Annotated in this window: 22 protein-coding genes; 11 read left to right on the plus strand and 11 right to left on the minus strand. The window is 38.0% G+C overall.

Features of this window, described 5'->3' with window-relative positions:
• Window positions 1-11: 11 nt before the first annotated feature.
• The 3 genes from proS (at window position 12) to ACM46_RS17465 (ending at window position 4,351) form a co-directional block, all read left to right on the plus strand.
• The gene (gene proS / locus ACM46_RS17455) at window positions 12-1,487 is read left to right on the plus strand and encodes a proline--tRNA ligase (protein ID WP_048507977.1); all 1,476 of its coding nucleotides are present in this window, start codon (window positions 12-14) and stop codon (window positions 1,485-1,487) included.
• Window positions 1,488-1,606: 119 nt separating this feature from the next.
• The gene (locus ACM46_RS17460; protein WP_048507978.1) at window positions 1,607-2,905 is read left to right on the plus strand and encodes an OmpA family protein; all 1,299 of its coding nucleotides are present in this window, start codon (window positions 1,607-1,609) and stop codon (window positions 2,903-2,905) included.
• 114 nt (window positions 2,906-3,019) lie between these two features.
• Entirely contained in the window at window positions 3,020-4,351 is a 1,332-nt protein-coding gene (locus tag ACM46_RS17465) for an Nramp family divalent metal transporter (RefSeq protein ID WP_048507979.1), read from the plus strand.
• Here the strand turns inward: ACM46_RS17465 and ACM46_RS17470 are convergent.
• Window positions 4,341-4,709 carry a hypothetical protein gene (locus tag ACM46_RS17470; protein WP_048507980.1) on the minus strand — a complete coding sequence of 123 codons (369 nt, stop codon included), beginning with the start codon at window positions 4,707-4,709 and terminating at the stop codon, window positions 4,341-4,343. The genes ACM46_RS17465 and ACM46_RS17470 overlap by 11 nt on opposite strands.
• A gap of 22 nt (window positions 4,710-4,731) precedes the next feature.
• Here ACM46_RS17470 and ACM46_RS17475 point away from each other — a divergent pair, with 22 nt between their 5' ends.
• Window positions 4,732-5,268, plus strand: coding sequence for a nucleotide exchange factor GrpE (locus tag ACM46_RS17475; RefSeq protein ID WP_048507981.1), 537 nt, complete (start codon window positions 4,732-4,734; stop codon window positions 5,266-5,268).
• A gap of 104 nt (window positions 5,269-5,372) precedes the next feature.
• Entirely contained in the window at window positions 5,373-6,494 is a 1,122-nt protein-coding gene (dnaJ, locus tag ACM46_RS17480; RefSeq protein ID WP_048507982.1) for a molecular chaperone DnaJ, read from the plus strand.
• Between the two features lie 100 nt (window positions 6,495-6,594).
• On the opposite strand, the gene ACM46_RS17485 is transcribed toward dnaJ, so the two are convergent.
• The gene (locus tag ACM46_RS17485; RefSeq protein ID WP_048507983.1) at window positions 6,595-7,494 is read right to left on the minus strand and encodes a DUF808 domain-containing protein; all 900 of its coding nucleotides are present in this window, start codon (window positions 7,492-7,494) and stop codon (window positions 6,595-6,597) included.
• Window positions 7,495-7,656: 162 nt separating this feature from the next.
• Between ACM46_RS17485 and ACM46_RS17490 the strand changes: the two genes are divergently transcribed.
• Both ACM46_RS17490 and ACM46_RS17495 read left to right on the plus strand, forming a co-directional pair.
• Window positions 7,657-9,045 (plus strand): serine hydrolase, encoded by a 1,389-nt coding sequence (locus tag ACM46_RS17490; protein WP_048507984.1) that lies wholly within the window; start codon window positions 7,657-7,659, stop codon window positions 9,043-9,045.
• 182 nt (window positions 9,046-9,227) lie between these two features.
• Complete coding sequence (locus tag ACM46_RS17495) at window positions 9,228-10,097, plus strand: alpha/beta hydrolase (RefSeq protein WP_048507985.1); 870 nt, start codon at window positions 9,228-9,230, stop codon at window positions 10,095-10,097.
• A gap of 43 nt (window positions 10,098-10,140) precedes the next feature.
• Here the strand turns inward: ACM46_RS17495 and ACM46_RS17500 are convergent, their stop codons facing one another.
• The 5 genes from ACM46_RS17500 to ACM46_RS17520 all read right to left on the minus strand — a co-directional run bounded on the left by ACM46_RS17500 (window position 10,141) and on the right by ACM46_RS17520 (window position 16,331).
• Window positions 10,141-10,836, minus strand: a complete 696-nt coding sequence (locus ACM46_RS17500; RefSeq protein WP_048507986.1) for a DedA family protein — start codon at window positions 10,834-10,836, stop codon at window positions 10,141-10,143.
• 87 nt (window positions 10,837-10,923) lie between these two features.
• Window positions 10,924-12,036 carry a peptide chain release factor 2 gene (gene prfB, locus ACM46_RS17505; protein WP_048507987.1) on the minus strand — a complete coding sequence of 371 codons (1,113 nt, stop codon included), beginning with the start codon at window positions 12,034-12,036 and terminating at the stop codon, window positions 10,924-10,926.
• 255 nt (window positions 12,037-12,291) lie between these two features.
• Complete coding sequence (locus tag ACM46_RS17510; RefSeq protein WP_048507988.1) at window positions 12,292-13,398, minus strand: NAD(P)/FAD-dependent oxidoreductase; 1,107 nt, start codon at window positions 13,396-13,398, stop codon at window positions 12,292-12,294.
• A 261-nt stretch (window positions 13,399-13,659) separates the two neighbouring features.
• Window positions 13,660-15,024, minus strand: coding sequence for an AAA family ATPase (locus tag ACM46_RS17515; RefSeq protein WP_048507989.1), 1,365 nt, complete (start codon window positions 15,022-15,024; stop codon window positions 13,660-13,662).
• A 311-nt stretch (window positions 15,025-15,335) separates the two neighbouring features.
• A complete protein-coding gene (locus ACM46_RS17520; RefSeq protein WP_048507990.1) occupies window positions 15,336-16,331 on the minus strand; it encodes an alpha/beta hydrolase in 996 nt (331 codons plus the stop codon).
• Between the two features lie 197 nt (window positions 16,332-16,528).
• Between ACM46_RS17520 and ACM46_RS17525 the strand changes: the two genes are divergently transcribed.
• The 4 genes from ACM46_RS17525 to ACM46_RS17540 all read left to right on the plus strand — a co-directional run bounded on the left by ACM46_RS17525 (window position 16,529) and on the right by ACM46_RS17540 (window position 19,764).
• Entirely contained in the window at window positions 16,529-17,440 is a 912-nt protein-coding gene (locus tag ACM46_RS17525) for an ABC transporter ATP-binding protein (protein WP_048507991.1), read from the plus strand.
• The gene (locus ACM46_RS17530; protein WP_048507992.1) at window positions 17,433-18,278 is read left to right on the plus strand and encodes an ABC transporter permease; all 846 of its coding nucleotides are present in this window, start codon (window positions 17,433-17,435) and stop codon (window positions 18,276-18,278) included. The genes ACM46_RS17525 and ACM46_RS17530 overlap by 8 nt, the downstream gene beginning before the upstream one ends.
• Window positions 18,279-18,481: 203 nt before the next feature.
• Window positions 18,482-19,108, plus strand: a complete 627-nt coding sequence (locus ACM46_RS17535; protein WP_083997461.1) for a hypothetical protein — start codon at window positions 18,482-18,484, stop codon at window positions 19,106-19,108.
• 14 nt (window positions 19,109-19,122) lie between these two features.
• Window positions 19,123-19,764, plus strand: coding sequence for a hypothetical protein (locus ACM46_RS17540; RefSeq protein ID WP_048507994.1), 642 nt, complete (start codon window positions 19,123-19,125; stop codon window positions 19,762-19,764).
• Window positions 19,765-19,837: 73 nt separating this feature from the next.
• On the opposite strand, the gene msrB is transcribed toward ACM46_RS17540, so the two are convergent.
• From msrB to ACM46_RS17560, 4 genes are all read right to left on the minus strand, one after another.
• Entirely contained in the window at window positions 19,838-20,935 is a 1,098-nt protein-coding gene (gene msrB / locus ACM46_RS17545) for a peptide-methionine (R)-S-oxide reductase MsrB (protein ID WP_053082728.1), read from the minus strand.
• A gap of 112 nt (window positions 20,936-21,047) precedes the next feature.
• Window positions 21,048-21,497, minus strand: coding sequence for a DUF417 family protein (locus tag ACM46_RS17550; RefSeq protein ID WP_048507995.1), 450 nt, complete (start codon window positions 21,495-21,497; stop codon window positions 21,048-21,050).
• Between the two features lie 79 nt (window positions 21,498-21,576).
• Window positions 21,577-21,849: a hypothetical protein gene (locus tag ACM46_RS17555; protein WP_048507996.1), complete on the minus strand. Its 273-nt coding sequence runs from the start codon at window positions 21,847-21,849 to the stop codon at window positions 21,577-21,579.
• Window positions 21,850-21,862: 13 nt separating this feature from the next.
• Entirely contained in the window at window positions 21,863-22,417 is a 555-nt protein-coding gene (locus ACM46_RS17560) for a sigma-70 family RNA polymerase sigma factor (protein WP_048507997.1), read from the minus strand.
• Window positions 22,418-22,799: the final 382 nt, after the last annotated feature.

A 22,799-nucleotide genomic window follows, 5' to 3' on the forward strand; every position in this document is an offset into this window, starting at 1 on the left:
TTTAAAAAATAATGGCAAAATTAACCTCAAGAAGCGAAGATTACAGCAAATGGTATAATGAGTTGGTTGTAAAAGCTGATTTAGCTGAAAACTCTGGAGTGCGAGGATGCATGGTGATCAAACCATACGGCTATGCAATCTGGGAAAAAATGCGTGATGAAATGGATAAAAGATTCAAAGAAACAGGTCACGTGAATGCTTATTTCCCGCTTTTTGTGCCCAAAAGTCTGTTTGAGGCAGAAGAAAAAAATGCAGAAGGTTTTGCCAAAGAATGTGCAGTAGTTACCCATTATAGATTAAAAACCGATCCGGACAATCCACACAAACTGATTGTAGATCCGGATGCAAAACTGGAAGAAGAGCTTATTGTACGCCCTACTTCTGAAGCCATTATCTGGAATACTTACAAAAACTGGATTCAGTCTTACAGAGATCTTCCTATCCTGATCAACCAATGGGCGAACGTTGTTCGTTGGGAAATGAGAACCCGTCTGTTCCTGAGAACTGCAGAATTCTTATGGCAGGAAGGACATACCGCACATGCTACAAAAGATGAAGCAATAGAGGAAGCTGAGAAAATGAATGACGTATATGCAGATTTTGCAGAAAAATTCATGGCGATCCCTGTTATTAAAGGATTAAAGACTCCATCTGAAAGATTTGCGGGAGCAGATGAAACCTACTGTATTGAAGCATTGATGCAGGATGGAAAAGCTCTTCAGGCAGGAACTTCTCACTTCTTAGGTCAGAATTTCGCGAAAGCTTTTGATGTGAAATTCACCAACAAAGAAGGTAAAATCGAACATGCATGGGCAACATCATGGGGAACTTCTACCCGTCTGATGGGTGCTTTGATTATGACCCATTCCGATGATTTAGGGCTGGTACTTCCTCCTACCCTTGCGCCAATTCAGGTAGTGATTGTTCCTATCTTTAAAGGGGAAGAGCAATTGGCTCAGATCAGCGAAGCAGCATTGGATATTGTGGCTAAATTAAAAGCAAAAGGCATCTCTGTAAAGTTTGATGACGATACGCATAACAAACCGGGTTGGAAGTTTGCAGAATACGAATTAAAAGGTGTACCTGTAAGAATTGCAATGGGACCAAGAGATATTGAGAACAAGTCTGTGGAAATTGCAAGGAGAGATAATTTAACAAAAGAAGTTCGTTCTATCGAAGGAGTGGATGTTTATATTGAAGAATTATTGCAGACTATTCAGAAAGAGATCTACGAAAAAGCATTCAATTTCAGAAAAGACAATATCACCAGAGTGGATACTTATGAAGAGTTCAAGAAAGTTCTGGAAGAAAAAGGAGGCTTCATTTATGCACACTGGGACGGAACAGCTGAAGAAGAAGAACAGATCAAGGACGAAACAAAAGCAACAATCCGATGTATTCCTTTAGATGACGATATTGAAGAAGGAATTTCTATGGTAAGTGGAAAACCGTCTAAAAGACGTGTATTATTCGCAAAAGCCTATTAATTTTTTTTATTGAAATTCAAAAACCTGGCAGGAAATTAAATAAATATTCAAAAAAAAGTGACTTTTGGACAGATTTTTGTTTAAATTTATTCAACATTAATCTAAAAAAATAATTTATTATGTCTTTAAATGTCATTGATTTAATTAAAGGACAGCTAGGTCCCGCTTTGGTTTCACAAGCAGCTTCACAATTTGGAGAAAGTGAATCCGGTATTTCAAAAGCAATCGGAGGTATCCTTCCTGCTGTGGTAGGGGGACTGGCAAATAATTCTGATAATCCTGGAGTTTTGGATGCAATTACCAATGCTTCATCTAGCGGAATTTTAGGAAATTTATTAGGGGGATCATCCAGCAACCCTGTAATATCCACTTTGCTTACCTCTATTTTTGGAGACAAAATCAGCGGAATTGTAAATGCTATTGCTACTTATGCAGGTATCAGTAATAATTCTTCAAGTTCGCTGCTTAATTTGGTAACAGGAGCTACGGTAGGTTCTATCGGAAAATATGCTACTGATAACAATTTAGACAAATCAGGTATTTCAAGCCTGTTGGGTGAGCAAAAAGGAATTGTTTCTTCACTACTGCCTGCAGGTCTTTCTTTGGCATCCCTTAACCTGGGAAGCTGGTTTGGAGGAAGCTCTTCTCATGCAGAAGCAGCACCAAAGCCTGAAGAGCCGAAAATTGAAGTAACGAGAAGTACTACAGCTGCAGGAACAAATCCTGACAGAAATAACAATAATGAAGGCGGAGGTTCAATCTGGAAATGGTTGCTTCCGCTTTTACTTTTAATTGCCGCTGCTTATTTCTTATGGAAGCAGTGCGAGAAAAAGCAAACCACTACCACTACAACCACCACTGATTCTACAGCTTCAAAAGTAGATTCGGCTGCTGTGGCAACTCCAACAGACACTTCTGCGTCTACTACAGCACCAGCTGCTAAGACAGATGAAAACATTGATCTTAACGGTGTAATGCTGAAAGGCTATAAAGGAGGTATGGAAGATCAGATGATTACCTTCCTGAAATCAGGAAATTATAAAAATGCTGCTGATGATGCTGCATTAAAAGATAAGTGGTATGATTTTGACCATGTAAACTTCAAAATGGGAAGTTCTACTGATCTGGAAGCAGGTTCTCAGGGACAGCTTGATAATTTGGTAGCCATCTTAAAAGCATTCCCGGATGCAAAAATTAAAATTGGAGGGTATACTGACAAAACAGGTAACGAAGCTTCTAACGTAAAATTATCCAAAGCAAGAGCTGAATTTATTAAAGCAGCTTTAGCTAAGGCCGGAGTTGGAGCCCAGGTTCTTGAAGCAGAAGGTTACGGAAGTAAATATGCTAAAGTAGATGCCAAAGCTTCTGATGCGGAAAGAGCTGCAGACAGAAAAATGGCAGTGAGATTTGCAAAATAATCGTTTAGAATCACTAAAAATAAGATCCCGAAAATTGATTTTCGGGATTTTTTTTGGACTGGACTTTCGTATTTATATTTATTTAAGTAAATTTGTTAGTCATTTCTAACATTTATGAATTTCAATACCAATAACGCCTGGCGTAAAGATAAAACTTCCCACTCATTATCAGAGGTTTATTCCTCTATAAAAGTCCCACGAAAAGCTAATTTCTGGAGAAAATATCTTGCTTTTGCCGGCCCGGGACTGATGATTGCCGTAGGATATATGGATCCCGGAAACTGGGCAACTGATATTGCAGGGGGTGCTCAATTCGGGTATACCCTTCTTTCGGTTATTTTAATTTCAAACATTTTCGCAATGGTTTTGCAGCATCTTTCCGTAAAACTGGGAGTTGTTGCGGAAAGAGATCTTGCACAGGCCTGTCGTGATCACTTCAGTCCTACCACCAATTTTATTCTGTGGGTATTTTGTGAAATAGCCATCGCCGCCTGTGATCTCGCAGAGGTGATAGGTTCTGCCATTGCTTTAAATCTTCTCTTTCATATTCCGCTTACCTGGGGAATTGTAATCACAACTGTAGATGTTTTGATTATTCTTTTACTTCAGGCCAAAGGTTTCCGATGGATAGAAAGTATTGTGGGCGGACTTATATTTATCATTCTGGCCTGTTTTATCTATGAAATTGTCATTTCGCAGCCTGCTTTCAATGAGATTTTAGGGGGATTGGTTCCTCAAAAAGAAATCATTCAAAATCCGGCCATGCTGTATATCGCTATCGGGATTTTAGGAGCTACTGTAATGCCTCATAATCTATATCTGCACAGCAGTATCGTTCAGACAAGAGATTATCCCCGTGACCGTGAAGGAAAAAAAGAAGCTATCAAATTTGCTACTCTGGACAGCACTGTTTCATTGATGCTGGCTTTCTTTATCAATGCAGCTATTCTTATCCTAGCGGCTGCCACCTTCCATACTACCGGAAATAAGCATGTAGCAGATATTCACGATGCTTATAAAATGTTGACCCCAATCCTGGGAGCTTCTATGGCAAGTATTGCTTTTGCGATTGCTTTGCTGGCATCAGGACAGAATTCAACACTCACCGGCACACTTGCTGGGCAAATCGTAATGGAGGGCTTTTTGAATATCCGTTTAAAACCCTGGCTGAGAAGGCTTATTACAAGACTGATTGCCGTAATTCCTGCGCTGATAGTAGCCATTATTTATGGTGAACAGGGAACTACTGATTTGTTGGTTTTAAGTCAGGTTATCTTATCCATGCAGCTTAGCTTTGCAGTGGTTCCATTGGTTATGTTTACTAATGACAAGGCCAAAATGGGAGAATTCGTGAATAAACCTTTCTTAAAAGTCTGCGTCTGGATTATTTCTGTAGTGATTATTGTTTTAAATGTGTATCTGCTTTATCAGACATTTACGGGATAGGGAATAATGAATAATGAATAATGAAAAGTGAATAGTGAATAGTGAATAGTGAATTTCTCAGCTCTGATAATTCACCATTCATTTGCGAGGCAAAAATTGACCATTCACAATCTGTTATTGAATGCTGAATCATCAGCTGTAAATTTTTCGTATCCAATAATTCACCATTCACTTGCGAAGCAAAAATTGACCTTTCACAATCCGCTTTTGAATGCTGAATCATCAGCTGTAAATTTTTCGTATCCAATAATTCATCATTCACTTGTGAGGCAAAATTGACCATTCCCAACGCATTCTCTGCTTCTTTTTTCTGCCTTAATGTCCATATTTTGTATTTGGCAGGCTCTTTGTCAAACAACTATTTAAATAAATATTGAATTATGGAAAATCAGGATATTAAGGAAGAAAGCGTCAATAATCAGCAAGAAAACAATATTCAGAACGAAGCAGTATCTGAAGACAATGTGACAGCTACCCCTTCTGCAGAGGAACTTTTGGCAGAAGAGAAAGACCGTTACGTCAGATTATATGCAGAATTCGAAAACTATAAAAAAAGAACGTCAAAAGAGAAGATGGAATTCTTCCAGTATGCCAATCAGGATATGATGGTATCTATGCTGGGAGTTTTAGATGATTTTGAAAGAGCTCTTAAAGAGATTGCTAAAAACGGAAATCCATCTGATCTTCAGGGGGTAGAACTGATCTATCAGAAGTTTAAAAACAAACTTACCGAAAAAGGCTTAAAAGCAATGGAAGTAAATGCCGGAGATACTTTTAATGTAGATTTCCATGAGGCAATTACTCAGATTCCTGCACCATCGGAAGATCTAAAAGGCAAAATCGTGGATGTTATTGAAACAGGATATACTTTGAGTGATAAGGTGATCCGTTTTGCAAAAGTAGTAACAGGAAACTAAAAGTAAATAAATGATAAATGGTGATAGATAATTGACTGACAGCGGGTTTTAAACCATAAGCAATAGGCATCAATTATCATTTATCAATAATCAATTATAAGAATATGTCAAAAAGAGATTATTACGAGGTTCTTGAGATCAGTAAATCTGCATCGGCCGACGAGATAAAGAAATCATACCGAAAAATGGCCATCAAATATCACCCGGATAAAAATCCAGGAGACAAGGAGGCTGAAGAAAAATTTAAAGAAGCTGCAGAAGCTTACGAAGTACTGAGCGACGACCAGAAGCGTGCACGATACGATCAGTTCGGTCATGCCGGAATGGGCGGTAATGGTGGCTTCGGAGGAGGAGGCTTCGGAGGAGGAGGTATGAATATGGAAGATATTTTCAGCCAGTTTGGAGATATTTTCGGCGGAGGTTTCGGTGGCTTTGGCGGAGGAGGCGGAGGACGCCAGCAGGTGAAAGGTTCCAATTTAAGGATCAGAATCAAACTGAACCTTGAAGAAATGGTGAACGGGACACAGAAAACCATCAAAGTAAAAAAAATGAAGACGGCTGAAGGAGCCACTTCAAAAACCTGTCCTACCTGTAACGGTTCAGGAGTTCAGCTTAAAGTAATGAACACGATGTTTGGCCAGATGCAGACGCAGACTACCTGCGGAACCTGCCAGGGAATCGGGAAAGTAGCTGATAAAATTCCTGCAGGAGCCAATGCACAGGGACTGATAAAAGACGAGGAAGAAATCTCAATTAATATTCCGGCAGGTGCAAGAGACGGTATCCAGCTTAATGTAAGAGGAAAAGGTAACGATGCTCCATTCGGAGGTGTTCCGGGAGACTTATTGGTGATCATTGAAGAGGAAGTAGATAAAACGATCAAGAGAGAAGGTGATAATCTTCATCAGGAATTATATGTTTCTTTTGCTGAAGCAGCTTTAGGAACGAAGAAAGAAGTTCCTACGGTAGGTGGTAAAGTAAAAATCACGGTTGATCCGGGTACACAATCCGGAAAGATTCTCAGATTAGCCGGAAAAGGGCTTCCAAGTATCGACAGCTATGGTAAAGGCGATATGTTTATTCACATCAATGTATGGACTCCACAAAAGCTGACGAAGGATCAGAAAGATTTCTTCGAGAAGCAGATGTCCAGCGGAGAAATGGTTGCAGAACCTTCCGGAAAGGAAAAAACTTTTTTTGATAAAGTGAAAGATTTATTCAACTAAAATATTAAAAAAAGAGGCTTTTGTTAGCCTCTTTTTTGTGTTAAATACATCGGGGCGGCTTCTACGAAGCCGCCCCGAGACGTTTATTATAATCAGATTTCTATTTCTTCTTTACTAGAGAAACAGCCCCTTTTCCAATCGTAAAAAGTGCCACAGCAAACAAGCCTCCTACAAGTCCCAGAATAATTTCTTTTAAGATAGTAAGCAACTCATTTGAAGACCAGGAAGGTAAAACATGGTGTAGAAATTCTACTCTATGGGCAAAAATACCGCCAGCTACCATGATCAAAGCAATAGTCCCTATCACTCCCAACGCTTTAATAACAACAGGTAAAGCTTTTACCAAAAAGTGTCCAAGCTTGCTGAAGAAGCCTTTGTCATTACTTTTTTTGATTAATTTGAATCCTGCATCGTCCATTCTCACGATCAAAGCAACAATTCCGTACACTCCTACAGTCGCTATAAAAGCAACCAGACTGGTAACCAAAATCTGAGTAATGAAAGGATGACTTTCTTCCAAAACCGTTCCCAAAGCAATAATGACGATCTCTACAGATAAAATAAAATCTGTGGTAATAGCGGATTTTATCTTTGCTTTTTCTATTTCTTCATCACTTTTTTCGTCTTCTACAATTTCTTCTACCACTTCGTGGCCTTTTTTGTCCCGGTGAAAAAGAAATTCTATGATTTTTTCAACACCTTCAAACGCCAGATAGAGTCCTCCCAGAATCAACACGTAGTTAATGGCCGGAGCATAGAGCCAGTTGAGAAGGAATACAACCGGAAGAATAATGAGTTTATTGATAAAGGAACCTTTTGTAATGGCCCACAAAACCGGGATTTCCCGTGAAGAAAGAAAACCTGTAGCTTTCTCCGCATTCACCGCCAGGTCATCGCCCAGAATACCTGCTGTTCTCTGTGTAGCTATTTTACTTGTAACCGCTACATCATCCATCAGCGCTGCAATATCATCCAAAATCGCAAAAAAACCAGATGCCATATTATTTTAATATTTTTTTAATATATGTTAAGTCCCGCAAAAATAATTATTAAAATCTATTTTTATTTGTTTCTGAATATTAAATTTAAATATTTCTGATGATAAACTGCTTACCTGAGCAAAAGTCTGCTTATTTTTAACCTGTTTTTTAAACAAGATATCATGCGCCATAAAAATAACCTTCTTTTCCTGAGTTACATAACTTTTATACTCAGTATATTCTGTTCTCCTTTAAAGGCTCAACTTAAAACAGAAATCAATGGAAAAAAGCTGGAAACAAAGAGGAAGGCTATTGAGAATATTATACAGGCTTACCAGGCTATCAACAAATTCAACGGAACAGCCCTGATACACGACCATACAACCATCTTCGAAAAGTCTTACGGATGGCAGAATGCTGAAAAACATATTCCAAACCGGAACAGCGGTGTTTATCAGATTGCTTCTTTAACCAAGTCTTTTACTGCATTAACTATTGTAAAACTCGATGAAGAAGGGAAACTTTCTGTAAAAGATCCTGTTTCTAAATTTATTCCAGACTATCCGAGGGGAAATGATATCACCATTGAACATCTTCTTACCCACACTTCCGGAATTTATGAAGCCCTCCGGAATAAGGAATATTTCCGCCTTCTTCATACCGGGCAAAGTATTTCCAAGGATATGAATATTTCCTTTTTTAAAAATGAACCTTTAGATTTCGAACCCGGAACCCAGTTCTCCTATACTAATTCCGGCTACATTCTTTTAGGAATAATCATCGAAAAAGTTACAGGCTTGTCATATGAGGATGCTGTAAGAAAAATAATTTTAAATTCTTTAAAAATGAATCACACCGGATTTGATTATCCGAAACTGAAAAGTCCGGACAAAACGGTCCCTTATGACTATCTTTCCAAAACAAAGCAGGAAAAAACCGAAATATGGAATCCGGAACTTACAGGCCCTGCAGGACAGATTTACAGTACAGCTGAAGATCTGTACAAATATTATCAGGGACTCAGAGATTACAAAATAGTTTCTAAGGAAAGTTTTAAAAAGGCGACCACTCCATTTCTAAGCGGCTATGGATACGGCTGGTTTATTGATGATCTTTTTGGTAAAAAGCTGATTAATCACGGAGGAAATATTGAAGGAGCTACCAGCTATTTTGCCATGCTTCCTGATGATGACATCTGCATTATTCTGCTTAACAATATCACAAGCAAAAAGCTTGAAAAAGCGGGCAACACTATTTTAGCAGCCCTTTTAGATCAGCCTTATGATCTTCCAAAGCCAAAAAAGGAAATCACACTGGAGCCTTCCCTACTTCAGAAATATGTTGGAAATTACAAACTATCTGATGATAGTATTATCCATGTGCTTTATGAAAACGGACAGCTTTTTCTTCAGAACGGCAACGAGCCTAAAGTCAAAATGCTGGCTGAAAAAGAGAACTCATTTTTCCTTCAGGATGATGATTCGGAAATTACATTTATCTTTACAAAAGGTGAAAAGGATGCTATCTCGATAAAAAAAGGACTTTCATCAAAAACAGCGGAAAAACTTTAAGGCGGCAGAATGGTGGATTTTGATTCGCAAGTGAATGGTCAATAAGTGAATTCTGGATTTTGAATTGTGAATTTTGAATTTAAAGAACCAATCAAAACTAGTCGAATCACAAACCTCGCATCCCGCAACTCGCACCCCGAAACCCACATCACGAAATCCGAAAAATTCCGTAAATTTAAGTAATGAAAAAGCTTATCCTCAGATACCATTTTTTTGTTGTAGGATGTCTCAGCTTCCTGCTGCAGTCCTGCAATACAAGATTCAGGGTTTGGGTAGGTCAGGACGGCCAGCAGAAAATATACAATCTGAAGTATGGCGAACATAAAAGACAGAAAATGGACGTTTTTCTTCCTAAGGATTATCCGGAAGACACTCCCGTTGTCCTGATCGTGCACGGCGGCGCATGGACTCTCGGGAAAAAAGAACACATGATCCAGATTCAGAAAATGCTTTTTACTCATCAGATTCCGAGTGTCAACATGAACTACCGGCTGGTTTCAAAGCGGAAAAAAATCACTTATAAACAGCAGCTGGAAGATATTGGCCTTGCTATTGAAAAATTTAATTCTCTGGCCGGAAAAGCAGAACTTCAGCCCGACAATTATATTATTCTGGGAGAAAGTGCCGGCGGCCACCTTGCTCTTCTTTACGGATACCGGCATCCGGAACAGATCAGGAAGATTATTTCCCTGAGCGGGCCTACCGATTTTTACAGTCCGGAATATCTGAATTCATTTTATTCAAAATATACTTCTCCTACTTTCCAGAAGGTGGTAGGAACAAAGTTTGACCGTAAAAATGTTGCTGCTGCGTTTAAAGAAGCCAGCCCGATTGCCAACATATCCAATGTGCCTACTTTACTGTTTCAGGGAAATAACGATTTTCTGGTGAATCAGCATCAGGGATTGTCTATGGATTCTGCTCTTACAAAGCTTAATATTCCTCACAGACTTGTCTTTATGGACAGAACCGGGCATGTTCCAAGACTTTTCAGCAAAATAAAAAGAGACAGCATCATTTATCCGAATATTCTGGAATGGATAAAAAAATAACCTGCCGGAAAGCAGGTTATTTCTAATATTTTTATTGATTTTATTACTCAGAATCTTTGTCTTCATATTTAGAAAAATCATCTTTCTTCCCGAAAACAAATTTGATAATCACCGGAAGAGTAGTTACCAGAACGATGATGATGATGATAAGCTCCAATTTTTCTTTAAGGTTGATCCCGAACTGCTCCTGGAATAATTTATCCAGATAATGTCCTGCAAAAATCAGGATGAAGGACCAAAGCACAGCTCCGATTATATTATCTCTTAAAAACTCTTTCTTATCCATTTTCACAATCCCTGCAACAATCGGAGTAAAGGTTCTCACTACCGGTAAAAATCTGGCCATAATAATTGCGAGTGCCCCGTGTTTTTCAAAAAAGTCGTGAGCCTGATAAAGGTATTTCTTTTTAAACAGCATGGTATCTTGCTTTTTGTATAAAGCAGGACCAGTTTTCACTCCGAAATAATAACCGATTTCATTTCCGATGATCGCTGCAATAGCTACACATGAAGCCAGAATAGTTGTATCTAACAAATCGCTCCCCGTGGAGCCAAAAGTCTCTTTGATGATTTCAACGGCATAAATTCCTGATACAAACAGAAGTGAATCTCCAGGTAGAAAAAATCCTACAAAAAGCCCTGTTTCAGCAAAAACAATAAATAAAATAAGCCAGAATCCACCCATTTTAATGTAAAACTCGGGATTCAGTAAATCTCTCCAGCTATTGAAATCTTCCATATATAACGATTAGCAACAAAAGTAAGTGTAAAAAGTCTTAAACAAAAATTAATTATAAGATTTTAACTAAAATCCGGACATGATATTTTACAAGTCCAGATCATCATCTGAAACAGCGGTACCATCGGCCATCAGGAACGCTTTCAGGAATGGGGTAATATTTCCGTTCATCACAGAATCCACATCTGAAGTTTCATGAGCAGAACGAACATCTTTTACCAATTTGTAAGGGTGCATCACATAGTTTCTGATCTGGCTTCCCCACTCTATTTTCATTTTATTGGCTTCTATCTCATTTCTGGCCTTCATACGTGCTTCAAGCTCCATTTCATAAAGTCTTGAACGAAGAAGTTGCATAGCTTTTTCCTTGTTCTGAAGCTGGGAACGGGATTCGGAGTTCTCAATAATAATTCCGGTAGGTGCGTGACGAAGACGTACAGCCGTTTCTACCTTGTTTACGTTCTGTCCTCCAGCTCCGGAAGATCTCATGGTTTCAAATGAAATATCGGCAGGATTGATGTTGATTTCAATAGTATCATCCACCAAAGGATACACGTATACCGAAACGAAACTCGTATGACGTTTCGCATTACTGTCAAAAGGTGAAATTCTTACCAGTCTGTGTACTCCGTTCTCCCCTTTCAGATATCCGAATGCATATTCTCCGTCTATTTCTAAGGTTACGGTTTTCACTCCGGCTACATCTCCTTCCTGGAAGTTGAGTTCACGGATTTTATACCCTTGCTTTTCAGCCCACATGGTATACATTCTCATCAACATGGAAGCCCAGTCGCAACTTTCCGTACCTCCTGCCCCGGCAGTGATCTGAAGAACAGCAGAAAGCTCGTCTCCTTCATTGGAAAGCATGTTTTTAAACTCAAGGTCTTCTATTTTTTCTACAAGTTTCGGGAATGTTTCATCAAGCTCTTTTTCAGAGTCCGGATCTTCTTTGGCAAATTCCGCCAGCACCTGCAGGTCTTCAAACTGGGTACTGATCTCTTCATAGTCTTCTACCCATCTCTTTTTGGAACGAAGCTGCTTCAGGAAAACCTCTGCTTCTTTCGGGTTGTTCCAAAACTCAGGAGCAGCTGTTTTTTCATCGTCATTCGATATTTCTATCTTCTTTTTATCTATCTGAAGGTATTTATGTAAGTCTCCGATTCTGGAGTGAACTTCTTTTATCTGGTCGTTGTTGATCACGAATTTGTAATTTTATACAAAAATACGGAATTTTTCGGATTTCGAGGTTCGTGATTCGGGTTGCGAGGTTCGCGTTTGGGGTAGTTTAGTTACTCTTTTAAATCCACTATTCGCTTATTGACCATTCACAATATTTCTGGTCCGGGGTGCGAGTTTTGGGTTGCGAGATGCTAGTTCCGGGTTTCGAATAGTCTTTTTAATTCAAAATTCACGATTCAAAATCCAAAATTCACTTATTCACAATCACCTTCCCTCTCAAATCATCCCGGCTACTATCTCCCCAATTTTCGGGGCCAGAGCTACTCCCATTCCTGAGAGTCTTACTGCACAGAATTGTCGGTTGGAAAGCTGTTTTACGATGGGTGTTTTTTCTGAACCCATAGCCATAATTCCTGACCACCGGAGCGCAATTTTTATATCCTGACCCGGCAGAATAACTTCTTTTAAAAAGTTTTCCAAATGGTTTTGAAGAAATTCCGTGGTTTCAAAATTGGTGGTTTCTTCTGTTTTAAAATCCTGATTGCGGCCGCCGCCCAGCAATATTCTGTTTCCGAGGTTTCTGAAATAATAAAATCCTTCATCATAATGGAAAGTTCCCTGCAGTTTCAAATCTTCAATGGGTTCCGTTAAAAGAATCTGTCCGCGCGCAGGAATGAGTTCTTCTTTTTCCATGAATTTTGAGCTGAATGCATTCGTACAGTAAATAACCTGATCCGCCTTTACAGAAAGTGCTTCCAGAAGGTGAACTTCACCTTCTTCTTCACACTCATTTATTTTTTCCACTTCAGTCCCAAAAAGGAATTCTACTTTCAACTCATAGCATTTCTCCAAAAGTTTTTGCAAGAGTTTACCGGAATGCAGACTTCCTTCACAGGGATTTTCAATCAGAAATTCAGATTTTCCGAGACCAAATTCCTTAATTTTTTCCTGGTTCAGGAAATAGGTTTTGTCGAGACCTGTTATTATTTTTAATTTTTCATTTACTTCATCCAGCTGCTGTAAAGGTTCATCATTATTTAAAATTTCATAGCCTCCGTTCAGATCAAAATCTATTTCACTGTTCTTAAAATATCTTCTGATCTTCTGAAGCCCTTCATACCTCATCTTCACCAGTTTTAGTGTTTTGTCCCAACCCATTTTCCTGGAATCGGAAATCACTTCCGTAAGGCTTCCAAAGCAGGCAAAACCGGCATTCCGGGTAGAAGCTCCCAAAGGAGTTGTATTTCTTTCAATAATTAAAATCGATTTTCCGGGATATTTTTCTTTAATGCTCACAGCTGTCCAAAGCCCGGAAAATCCGGACCCGATGATGATGATATCCCGCTTTCTGTAAAAGGTTTCGAGTTCCCAGATGCTGTTCATGAGTAATGAGTGATTGGTGATGAGTAATTTTTTTAGATTTTAGATTTCAGACTGAGGCAAAGGTTTAGGCTTAGATTAAGAAGGTTGTTTGAACTCAAAATCGGAATTTAGAAACAGAAAGACGGTGAATGGTCAATTGTCAATGAGTGAATTCTGAATCTTGAATTTTGGATTGTGAATCTTGAATTACAAAGAAGACAATTAAGACTACTCCAAACCCCGAATCCCCAAACTCTCTAACTCTCTAACTCTCTAACTCCATCATCCCTGTGCATCTCCATCACCCTCTTCACCATTATGATGAAAGCCGATTGCTCTTCTAGGTTCTTCAACCACTTTATAGGTTTCCAGTTCTTTTTTCAAAGCCTGAATTCTGAATCTGAATTCATCAAAATTGTTGATAATGGCATCGCCCAGAAATCTTGCCACCTGATCGAGATATTCCTCGGTAAGTTTTCCTGCGGCATCTCTTAATGCAGCATTCAAAAGTGCCTGATCTATTTTAAGGTTTTCATTTTTAAGCCTTTGGTATTGATTTTTAAGGCGTTTTTTAAGGCTTTGTGTAAAATCAATCAGCATGGTGTTGCTGAATGCTTTCATTCTGGACGAGATCTCATGCCAGAACGGAACTTTATCTGCCTTGTTCTTTTTAAGGATTTTGTAGAGTAGAGAATCTTCTTCAAGCCCTTTTGTCATTGCATACAAAATGATTTCCGATCGTTCAGCGGCATTGGGTGGAAATATCGGGATCATCACGTCAAATCTTCCGGGAGCCAGAATTTCTTCATCAATCCCTGAAACCGTATTGGCAGAACCTACCATCAGTAACTCTTCTTTTTCAAATCTGCTGATGTAATGCAGAATCAATTCCTGGGTTTCCAGATTACAGGAAGCCAGATCTGTTTCTGCTCTTCTTTCCATCATAATTTCATCAAAATCATCAAGGAAGAGAAGTACTTTTTCTTCCTTCATCATCGTCAGCAGAAAATCATTGAAATTGGTTGGATTTCCATCAATGAAAGATGTTCCGAGATAGTGTTTTTTCACTTCTTTAAACTGATATCCGATTATCTCAGCAATTTTCGTTGCCCAAAATATTTTTCCGCTTCCCGGAGGTCCGTAAAGAATAATTCCGGCAGGCTTATGAATTCCCCAGTCTTTGATCTGCTGAGGATTCAGGAAAGGTTCCAAAACGGCCGATATATAAAAGAACAGATCTCTGTAGCCTATAAAATCTCTATGTTTCAGGCTCGTTTTATGTCCGAAATAATCATAGACAAACTGATAATTGCCGCCCAATTTATTATCTATACCATAGCTGGAAATGGATGAACGAAAAAATCCGTTATCAAAAATATTGGGATTATTTTCTTTGATGGCCTCTTCTACTTTTTCCTTCGGCTGGTTGATCACTTCTGCTATTTGCTCCAGCGTTTTATTTTTATCGAGATCTTCTTCGTAAAGCTTTAAGAAATCCAGATTTTCACGGGCAAACTTCTCAAAATCTTCTTTTACTTCAAAATTTGTACTGATACATACTCCCAATTCAAGATCGAAATCCTGAATAAACTGTTTGATGGCTTCTGCCGAAACTTTCAGCTCTTTCGCTAATTCAATTAACTTCATAACAAACGATTAATTCTATCAAATTTAATATTTTAATCTCAAAAATCTATTGAAAATGTAGTAAAATTGATGGTGGGTTTCGAGATGCGGGTTGCGCGGGTTGCGAGTTTCTGGTTGTGAGAGTTGTTACGAGTTATGGGGTGCGGATTTCGAGGTGCAGGTTGTGAGATACGGGATTAGGAGTAGTCTTAATTGTCTTTTCTAAATTCTAAATTCAAAATTCAAAATTCAAAATCCAAAATTCAAGATTCAGAATTCACTCATTGACAATTGACAATCCTCCTGTTTCATGGTGCAAGATGCGGGTTCCGTTATTGAGCCGTTACTTTTTTCACCATTTCATTCACCGCTTCTTCTACAATTTTGGGTTGATCCTGATTGATATAATGCCCGCTTGTAGGTAGGACAATCTGTTTGCTGTCAGTAGATAAATTCAACAGGTCTTTCTGCATTTTATCCCATGCTTCAAGCATTTCGGTTTTAAATTTAGGGTCTTTGATGAAGCTGTCGTATCTTGTTTTATCTCCAGCTGTCAATACATAAAGCGGGATTGAGCCAAAAGAAGTAATGCCCGCAGCTTCTGTCTTAATAGATTTCATGTGATCCTGCTCTTCCAGTGTAGCATCGGCGCTTTTGTAAAGGAGTGCCGGCATAATAGAATTCTGGTATTTATATTGCGGACTGAGTGGAAACATATTTCTAAACATAAGCCTCGCCGCTCCAAAGGTATTGGCAAATTTTAAAAAGCCACCGGGAAGCCCCTGGTTCACCATGCCGTGTAATTCGGGGGACAGGTATTTTTCGTCTGCCGGATACTGACTGTCTATCAATATGACTCCTGCAACATCCTGAGGGTATTTTTGAACGAAAAACCTCGTCAGCATCCCTCCAAAGGAATGGCCTACCAGAATATAAGGCTTCGGCGCTTTGGATTTTTCCAGTAAAGCGTGAAGTTCTTCTGCTATTTTCTCACCTGTTTTAGGATTGGTTCCTCTTTCGCTCCACAAGATTCCGGATCTGTCATATGAAAATGTAGTATAGGTTTTGGGTAGGTCTTTCTGAATATGGTACCATTGCAGATGGCCTGCCGGATCGAAAGCAGTTTCGAAAACCACTGTAGGACCGCCTGTTCCTTCTTTCAGATAGTGCATTTTATGATTCCCGACTTCTGTTATCTGTCCGTCAGGTTTAATTTTCTCCGCTATTGCCCGGGATATTTTTTCGAAAATAAATCCGGTGATCAATAATACAATAAGGAGTAAAAAAAGCGCCATCGCAATACGCTTAATCCATTTAATAATTTTCATAGTTATATTTTTTGGTGTGGAGTTTCTTCAATGAGTCTTTGTTCTTTAAAAATAGTTACACTTATAAAACAATGATACTGTGAATCTTGTTACATTGAATCTGGAAAAATATCAACATGATATGATCTGAAAAAAAATAGCAGAGGTTTGTAACAATCGTTAATTTACATAGACTACTACTATGTAAAACAAATTACATGGAAAAAATCTTATCAGTAAAGAATTTAACGAAGAAATTCAAGAGAACTGTTGTTAATAATATCTCTTTTGATGTAGAGAAAGGAAACGTCTATGGCTTGCTGGGACCTAACGGAAGCGGAAAATCAACCACATTTGGGATGCTGCTGTCTACCATTAATCCTACCAGCGGCGACTGGTATTGGTTCGGGAAGAAAGGAACGGAGCCGGATACTTTGAAAAAAATAGGAGCCATCATTGAGCAGCCTAACTTCTACCCTTATCTGGATGCGGAAACCAACCTTAAGATTGTGGCTGAGATTAAAGGAGTTCCTTATACAAGAATTGCAGAAGTTTTGAAAACGGTAGGTCTTTTTGAAAGAAAAAACGATACTTTCAAAACCTATTCTCTGGGAATGAAACAGCGTCTGGCCATTGCTTCTGCGATGCTGAACAACCCGGAAGTCATGATCCTGGACGAACCTACCAACGGACTTGATCCTGAAGGAATTATCCAGATCAGAGAAATCATCAATAATATCTCCAGACAGGGCATTACCATTATTATTGCCAGCCATCTTCTGGATGAGATTGAAAAAATATGCAGCCATGTGATTGTATTGAAAGAAGGAAATTCCATCTATTGCGGAAGAGTAGATGAAATGACGGCTAATAACGGATATTTTGAATTAAAAGCGGATAACAACAGTCTTCTTTTCAGTGCATTGGAAGAGCTTCAATGGTTCAGTTCCATGAAAACCGACGGGGAAATCATTAAAGCCCAGGTACGCGAAGATGCTTCTGTATCTGCTTCGGCATTAAACCAAAAGCTTGCTGAAAAGGGAATTTTTCTTTCTCATTTAACCAAGAAAAAGCTGTCTCTTGAATCTCAATTCCTTGAACTTGTAAAAAACACCAATACCCATGCTTAAATTATTAAAACTAGAATACTATAAAAACCTGAATTACAAACCATTCAAGGTTTTCACCATCCTTTATTTTGTTATTCTGATTGCTCTCCTGTTCATAGGATTGGTAGATTTTGACCTATTCGGAGGAACCATCAATTTAAAAGAGCAGGGAATTTACAATTTCCCTGAAATCTGGAATTTTACGACATGGATTGTCGCTTTGCTGAAAATTTTCCTGGGACTGATTATTGTCTTCTCAATTTCGCAGGAATTTACCAACAGGATGTTTAAACAAAATACGATAGACGGACTGAGCAGAAAGGAGTTTATAGAATCAAAATTACTTACGATTACCGTATTTACAAGCATTTCTACCCTTATCGTTTTCATCATTGCTATGTTTTTAGGACATCAGTATTCGAAAGTAACCGATCCTTCAAAAGTGTATGAAGAAGTATATTTTATAGGAAATTATTTTGTGAAGCTTTTTACATTCTTCTCTTTTCTGATGTTTCTTTCCATATTGCTTAGGAAATCCATGTTTGTATTTCTAGGATTCTTTGCTTACTGGATAGTCGAAAAGGTTTTAACAGGTTTAGAAGTTTATCAAAAATTAAGAGGAGTACAGGGAGAACAGAGAAAAGCCGTTCTGGAAAATGATTTTTTCATGACCAGCCTTTTACCGCTGGAAAGCATGTCTAATCTAATTCCAAACCCACTAATGCGACTGAATATGCTCAAAATAATGGGTGTAAAATATGAAGCTCATTATCCTTCGGAAAGTATGATTGTGTGCATTATATGGTCTGTCATCTTTATTTTGGGATCGTACTGGATATTGAGAAAAAGAGATTGGTAGTTTTTGGGATTGAAAGATTTTAAAAATTAAAAGATTAAAAAATTCAATGATTGAAAGATTGTGTGATTGGGTGATTCAAGATTGAATTGATTAAAGTGGTCCTTTGGATCACTTTTTTTGTTTCGGGAATAGATAGAATGTTAAAAATACTATTAAACTGTTTGGGTATGTGTTTTTTCTTTAATTTTAAACAAATGACGGGAATGAAAAAAATTTACTATCTGCCGGGACTCATCAGCGCTATACTTATTCCGCTGCTTTTCTGGTATTATGGAAACCAAAGGGTGCAGCCGCAATATACCGTTGTAGATCTGGGGCTTCCTGCCAAGCACAACTATCATCGTGACGAGGATAACACCTTTGAACCCTATAGGAACTGGAATTATAAAAAAATCACTGTAAAGCCCAATACCGCACTTCAAAATCAGAAATACTATGTTTCGGAACTGAAAAAACTTCAGGAAAAAAATGAAAAAGAAACGGGTATTGAGTTTGTGATTGATGACCGCAATAATTATCAGGATTTTATCGCTTTAATAGATGCGATGACCCTTGCAGGACAGGATTCCTATGGTATTGACGTGAAAAAAACCAATCATTTTTTTGCCCTTCATTTTTATAAAGATCCGAATGGGACTGAAAAAATCCATAGAATGGACTGTGGAACCAGAGATGCCACGGTCTATTTCACAATTGATCATAGTTATAAAGGAGTGGAAAAATTCAAATATCTGCTCGAACTCCCGAAACAATCTTATTATATTGTCTTCGGCTTTCTGTTTTTCCTGAATATCTCAATGTTCAGCATTAAAGAAAATCTTCAGATTTAAAGAAAAAGACTGGTATGAAAAAGATCTATTACTTTCCGGGACTCATCAGCGCTGTACTTATTCCGCTACTTTTCCTGTATTATGGAAACCGGAAATTTGAAGAAGTAAATTTTAATGTTATTGATATCTGGCTTCCTGCAAAAGCAAAAGTGGAAGGCGAAAAGTCCTATTTAAGCTTTGAACCTTACAGAAACTGGAATTATAAAAAAATAAAAGTAGTCCCCAATACAGCAAAGGAGAATACCCAACTATATGTTGCTGAAATCAGGAATTTGCAGAAAAGAAATGAGAAGAATTCAGGGATTGAATTTATTCTGGATGATCATAATAACTACGGTGACCTCGTTGCATTACTCAGTGGTGTAGAACTTGCAGGACAATCTACCTACACTCTTGATGCGGAAAAGACATGGCATTTTTTTGTCAGTCAAGAATATAAGGATCCAAATGCCGCAGAATCACTTGCTGCTCTGAGTGACAAATGCGGGAATATGGGTCGTGATTTTCCCGAAGAGCATTATTTTAAACGATTCCAAAAATTTCAATATCAAATAACCCAACTTCCCAAAGAAGCATTGTACCTCATCTTCGGATTTTTATTACTGGTGAATATCTCAATGCTTAGTATTAAAGAAAGGCTTCAGTTGAATTATTAAAAGCCGACCATCACTAACTCTTTTGACTGCTAAGCATAAAAAAAGACCACCTTTCGGTGGCCTTCCCTTCATATTACTTTTTATCTAACAAAGAGATATACTCTCCATATCCTTTTTTCTCCATTTCCGCTTTTGGAATAAACTTCAGTGAAGCACTGTTGATACAGTATCTGAGTCCTCCTTTATCTGCGGGACCATCTGTAAAAACGTGTCCCAAATGGGCATCTCCGGTTTTGCTTCTTACCTCCACTCTCACCATTCCTACGGATTTGTCTAATTTCTCATCAATCAGTTTTTTGGTGATTGGTTTTGAAAAGCTTGGCCATCCGCAGCCTGATTCAAATTTATCGGTTGAAATAAAAAGAGGCTCTCCGGTTGTAACGTCTACATAAATTCCTTCACGGGTTTCGTCCCAGTATTCATTTTGGAAAGGTCTTTCCGTTCCGTTTTCCTGAGTTACTCTGTATTGTTCTGCCGTAAGCTTTTCTTTTAAGACCTTTTTATCTTCCTTCTGGTATTTGGCTTTAGGAAGCGGGTTGGCATTTTTAGCCATTTCAAAAAGTCCCGGTTCAATGTGGCAGTATCCTCCCGGATTTTTATCCAGATAATCCTGATGATAATCTTCCGCTTTGTAGAAATTCTTCAAAGCAACAGTTTCTACCACGACTGGCTTGGAGTAATTTTTAGCCAGCTTTAAAACTTCATTTTTCACCACACTGCCATCTTCTTCATTCGAAAAGTAAATTCCCGTTCTGTACTGATCTCCTCTGTCATTTCCCTGCTTGTTAAGGCTTGTAGGGTCAATTGTTTTAAAATAAAGATCAATCAGCAGTTTAAGATCAACCTGCTCAGGATCATATTTCACTTTTACCGTTTCGGCAAAGCCAGTCGTGTGGCTTACCACCTCTTCATAGGTAGGATTTTTGGTATTGCCGTTCGCATACCCTACTTCAGTTCCTACTACTCCGCGGATTTGTTGGAAAAAATGCTCTGTTCCCCAAAAACATCCGCCTGCAAAATAAATTTCTCTGACATTTCTATTGTCCATAATTTCCTCATTTTCTTTTTCTTTGGTTAATACTTTAGACTTATTATTTTTAAAAAGCCCGGATCCGGCAGCGAATACTGCTATACCCAGAATAATTCCGAGTACAATAAATATATTTTTCATTTTTTTCTTTTTATCCATTACTTTTTATTGAATTTGTTTAAACATTCATTTTTAAACCATTAAGACATACGCTGTGTTTTATTTCTGAAATCTGCCTTAATGGTTTAAAATGTTAAACAGATTTGTTTGACACAATCATTAATCCAAATCCTAATAACATCAGATCTTTCAGAATGAAAAAGTCTGTAACAGGAACTCCATCCACTATATTCCAAATTCCGGGAGTCGTAAAGAGGTAGCTCAGGGTAACCACAAATGTGATGACCATTCCGATACCTGCATACTTCCTTAGAGATGCAAATTTCACACTAAATATCAGTAATAATGCAATGATAATTTCTATCACTCCGATAGCATTTGACACCACTTGGGTACTTACTATTTTATATACGAAAAAAGTGAGAAAATGGTTTTCCACCAAAGGTTTGATAGCCGCCGCTTCAGTAGGGGTAAATTTAAATATTCCGATCCACAGCAAAATTAATGCAGCTCCGAAAAGCGAAATATAATACCCTGATTGGTAAATTTTGGATTCTGTGTTAAGATTTGAAATTCCGTTCATGTCTTTAAGATTTTGAATGATACTTTTTTGTTTTCAAAAGTATAGTCGGAAGCATTTCAAAATCCTGACAAAATTTTTTCTAAAGATCTAATTTTTTTAAAACCTTATTTTTAAATTCCTGAATTTCAGTCGTATTAATTTCAGTATTTTCTTTATGGGAAAGCTTTCTTTTTAAAATATCATCTAAAATTTTCAGTTTCTTTTCATAAGCCCTGCACCATTTACAGATCTTTATATGCATGGAAAGCTGCCAGTCTTCCTTCGGGGAGATGGCTCCTGCATTTCTCTTTTCCATCAGCATGGTTGCTGTACTGCATGGCAGAAACAAAATATGAATCAATTTTCTCAGCATTTTTATGATATGGTTATAAGTTCGCAAACCAGTTGATATCCAAACATTCCCTCAGCTGCATTCTGCTTCTCTGAAGGATCTTCCATAGATTGGTCGCAGAAAGTTGTAATTCCTGACTTACTTCCGGTGCTTTTTTCTCCTCAAGATAGTACATTTTCAGCGGAATCTTCCATCTGGAGGGTAAATTCTCAATGCAATCTTCCAAAGTTTTATTAAAATCATTATTATCTAAAAGTTCCGGTTCTCTTTCCGGAGTGTTCCACTCATTCAAAACATCATCCTTCTTCCAGGAACCTTCTTCATTAAAAAAGTGATCCAGGTTAATCTGCGGCTCCGATTTATATTTTTTCCTGTAAAAATCAGCGGCTTTTCTGTTTAAAATAGCATTCAGCCAGGTCAGAGGCTGGCTTTTCCCTTCAAATGAATCGTATGCCGAAAATGCGGCTAAAAAAACATCCTGCACAACATCTTCTGCCTCCGTTTTATCTGAAAGCAGATAGGCCGCCCTTTTCAAAAGAGCCCCCGAATATTGCTCTACCCAGCTTTTCAGTACATCATTTTTCGTCATTTTTTATTCTTTAATATTACAAAGACAATGCTTTTTCAACTTACACAGCTCGTTTCATTCATCTGTTGAAATAGAAAATCAATCAAGTCCCTATTTAATATTAAAACGAATATAAAAAGTTAAAACAGAACATGCAAAATTTTTATAGCATAGATCTTTGAGAAAGCTCCCACAAACCTCATCGGTTTCGAAAACCTATGAGGTTTATATAAAACAATTAAGTTTACATTTTTGAAATCACTCTATAATAAGCATTTCACAGTCACAAAAAATATAAAGATTTAATCACAAAGCAGACATGAATAAATGCTCTGTATTCTTATGATTTTATAATAATAAGCACCACAAACCTTATAGGTTTCGAAAACCTATAAGGTTTATA

It is taken from the genome of Chryseobacterium angstadtii, assembly GCF_001045465.1.
Taxonomy (GTDB): domain Bacteria; phylum Bacteroidota; class Bacteroidia; order Flavobacteriales; family Weeksellaceae; genus Chryseobacterium; species Chryseobacterium angstadtii.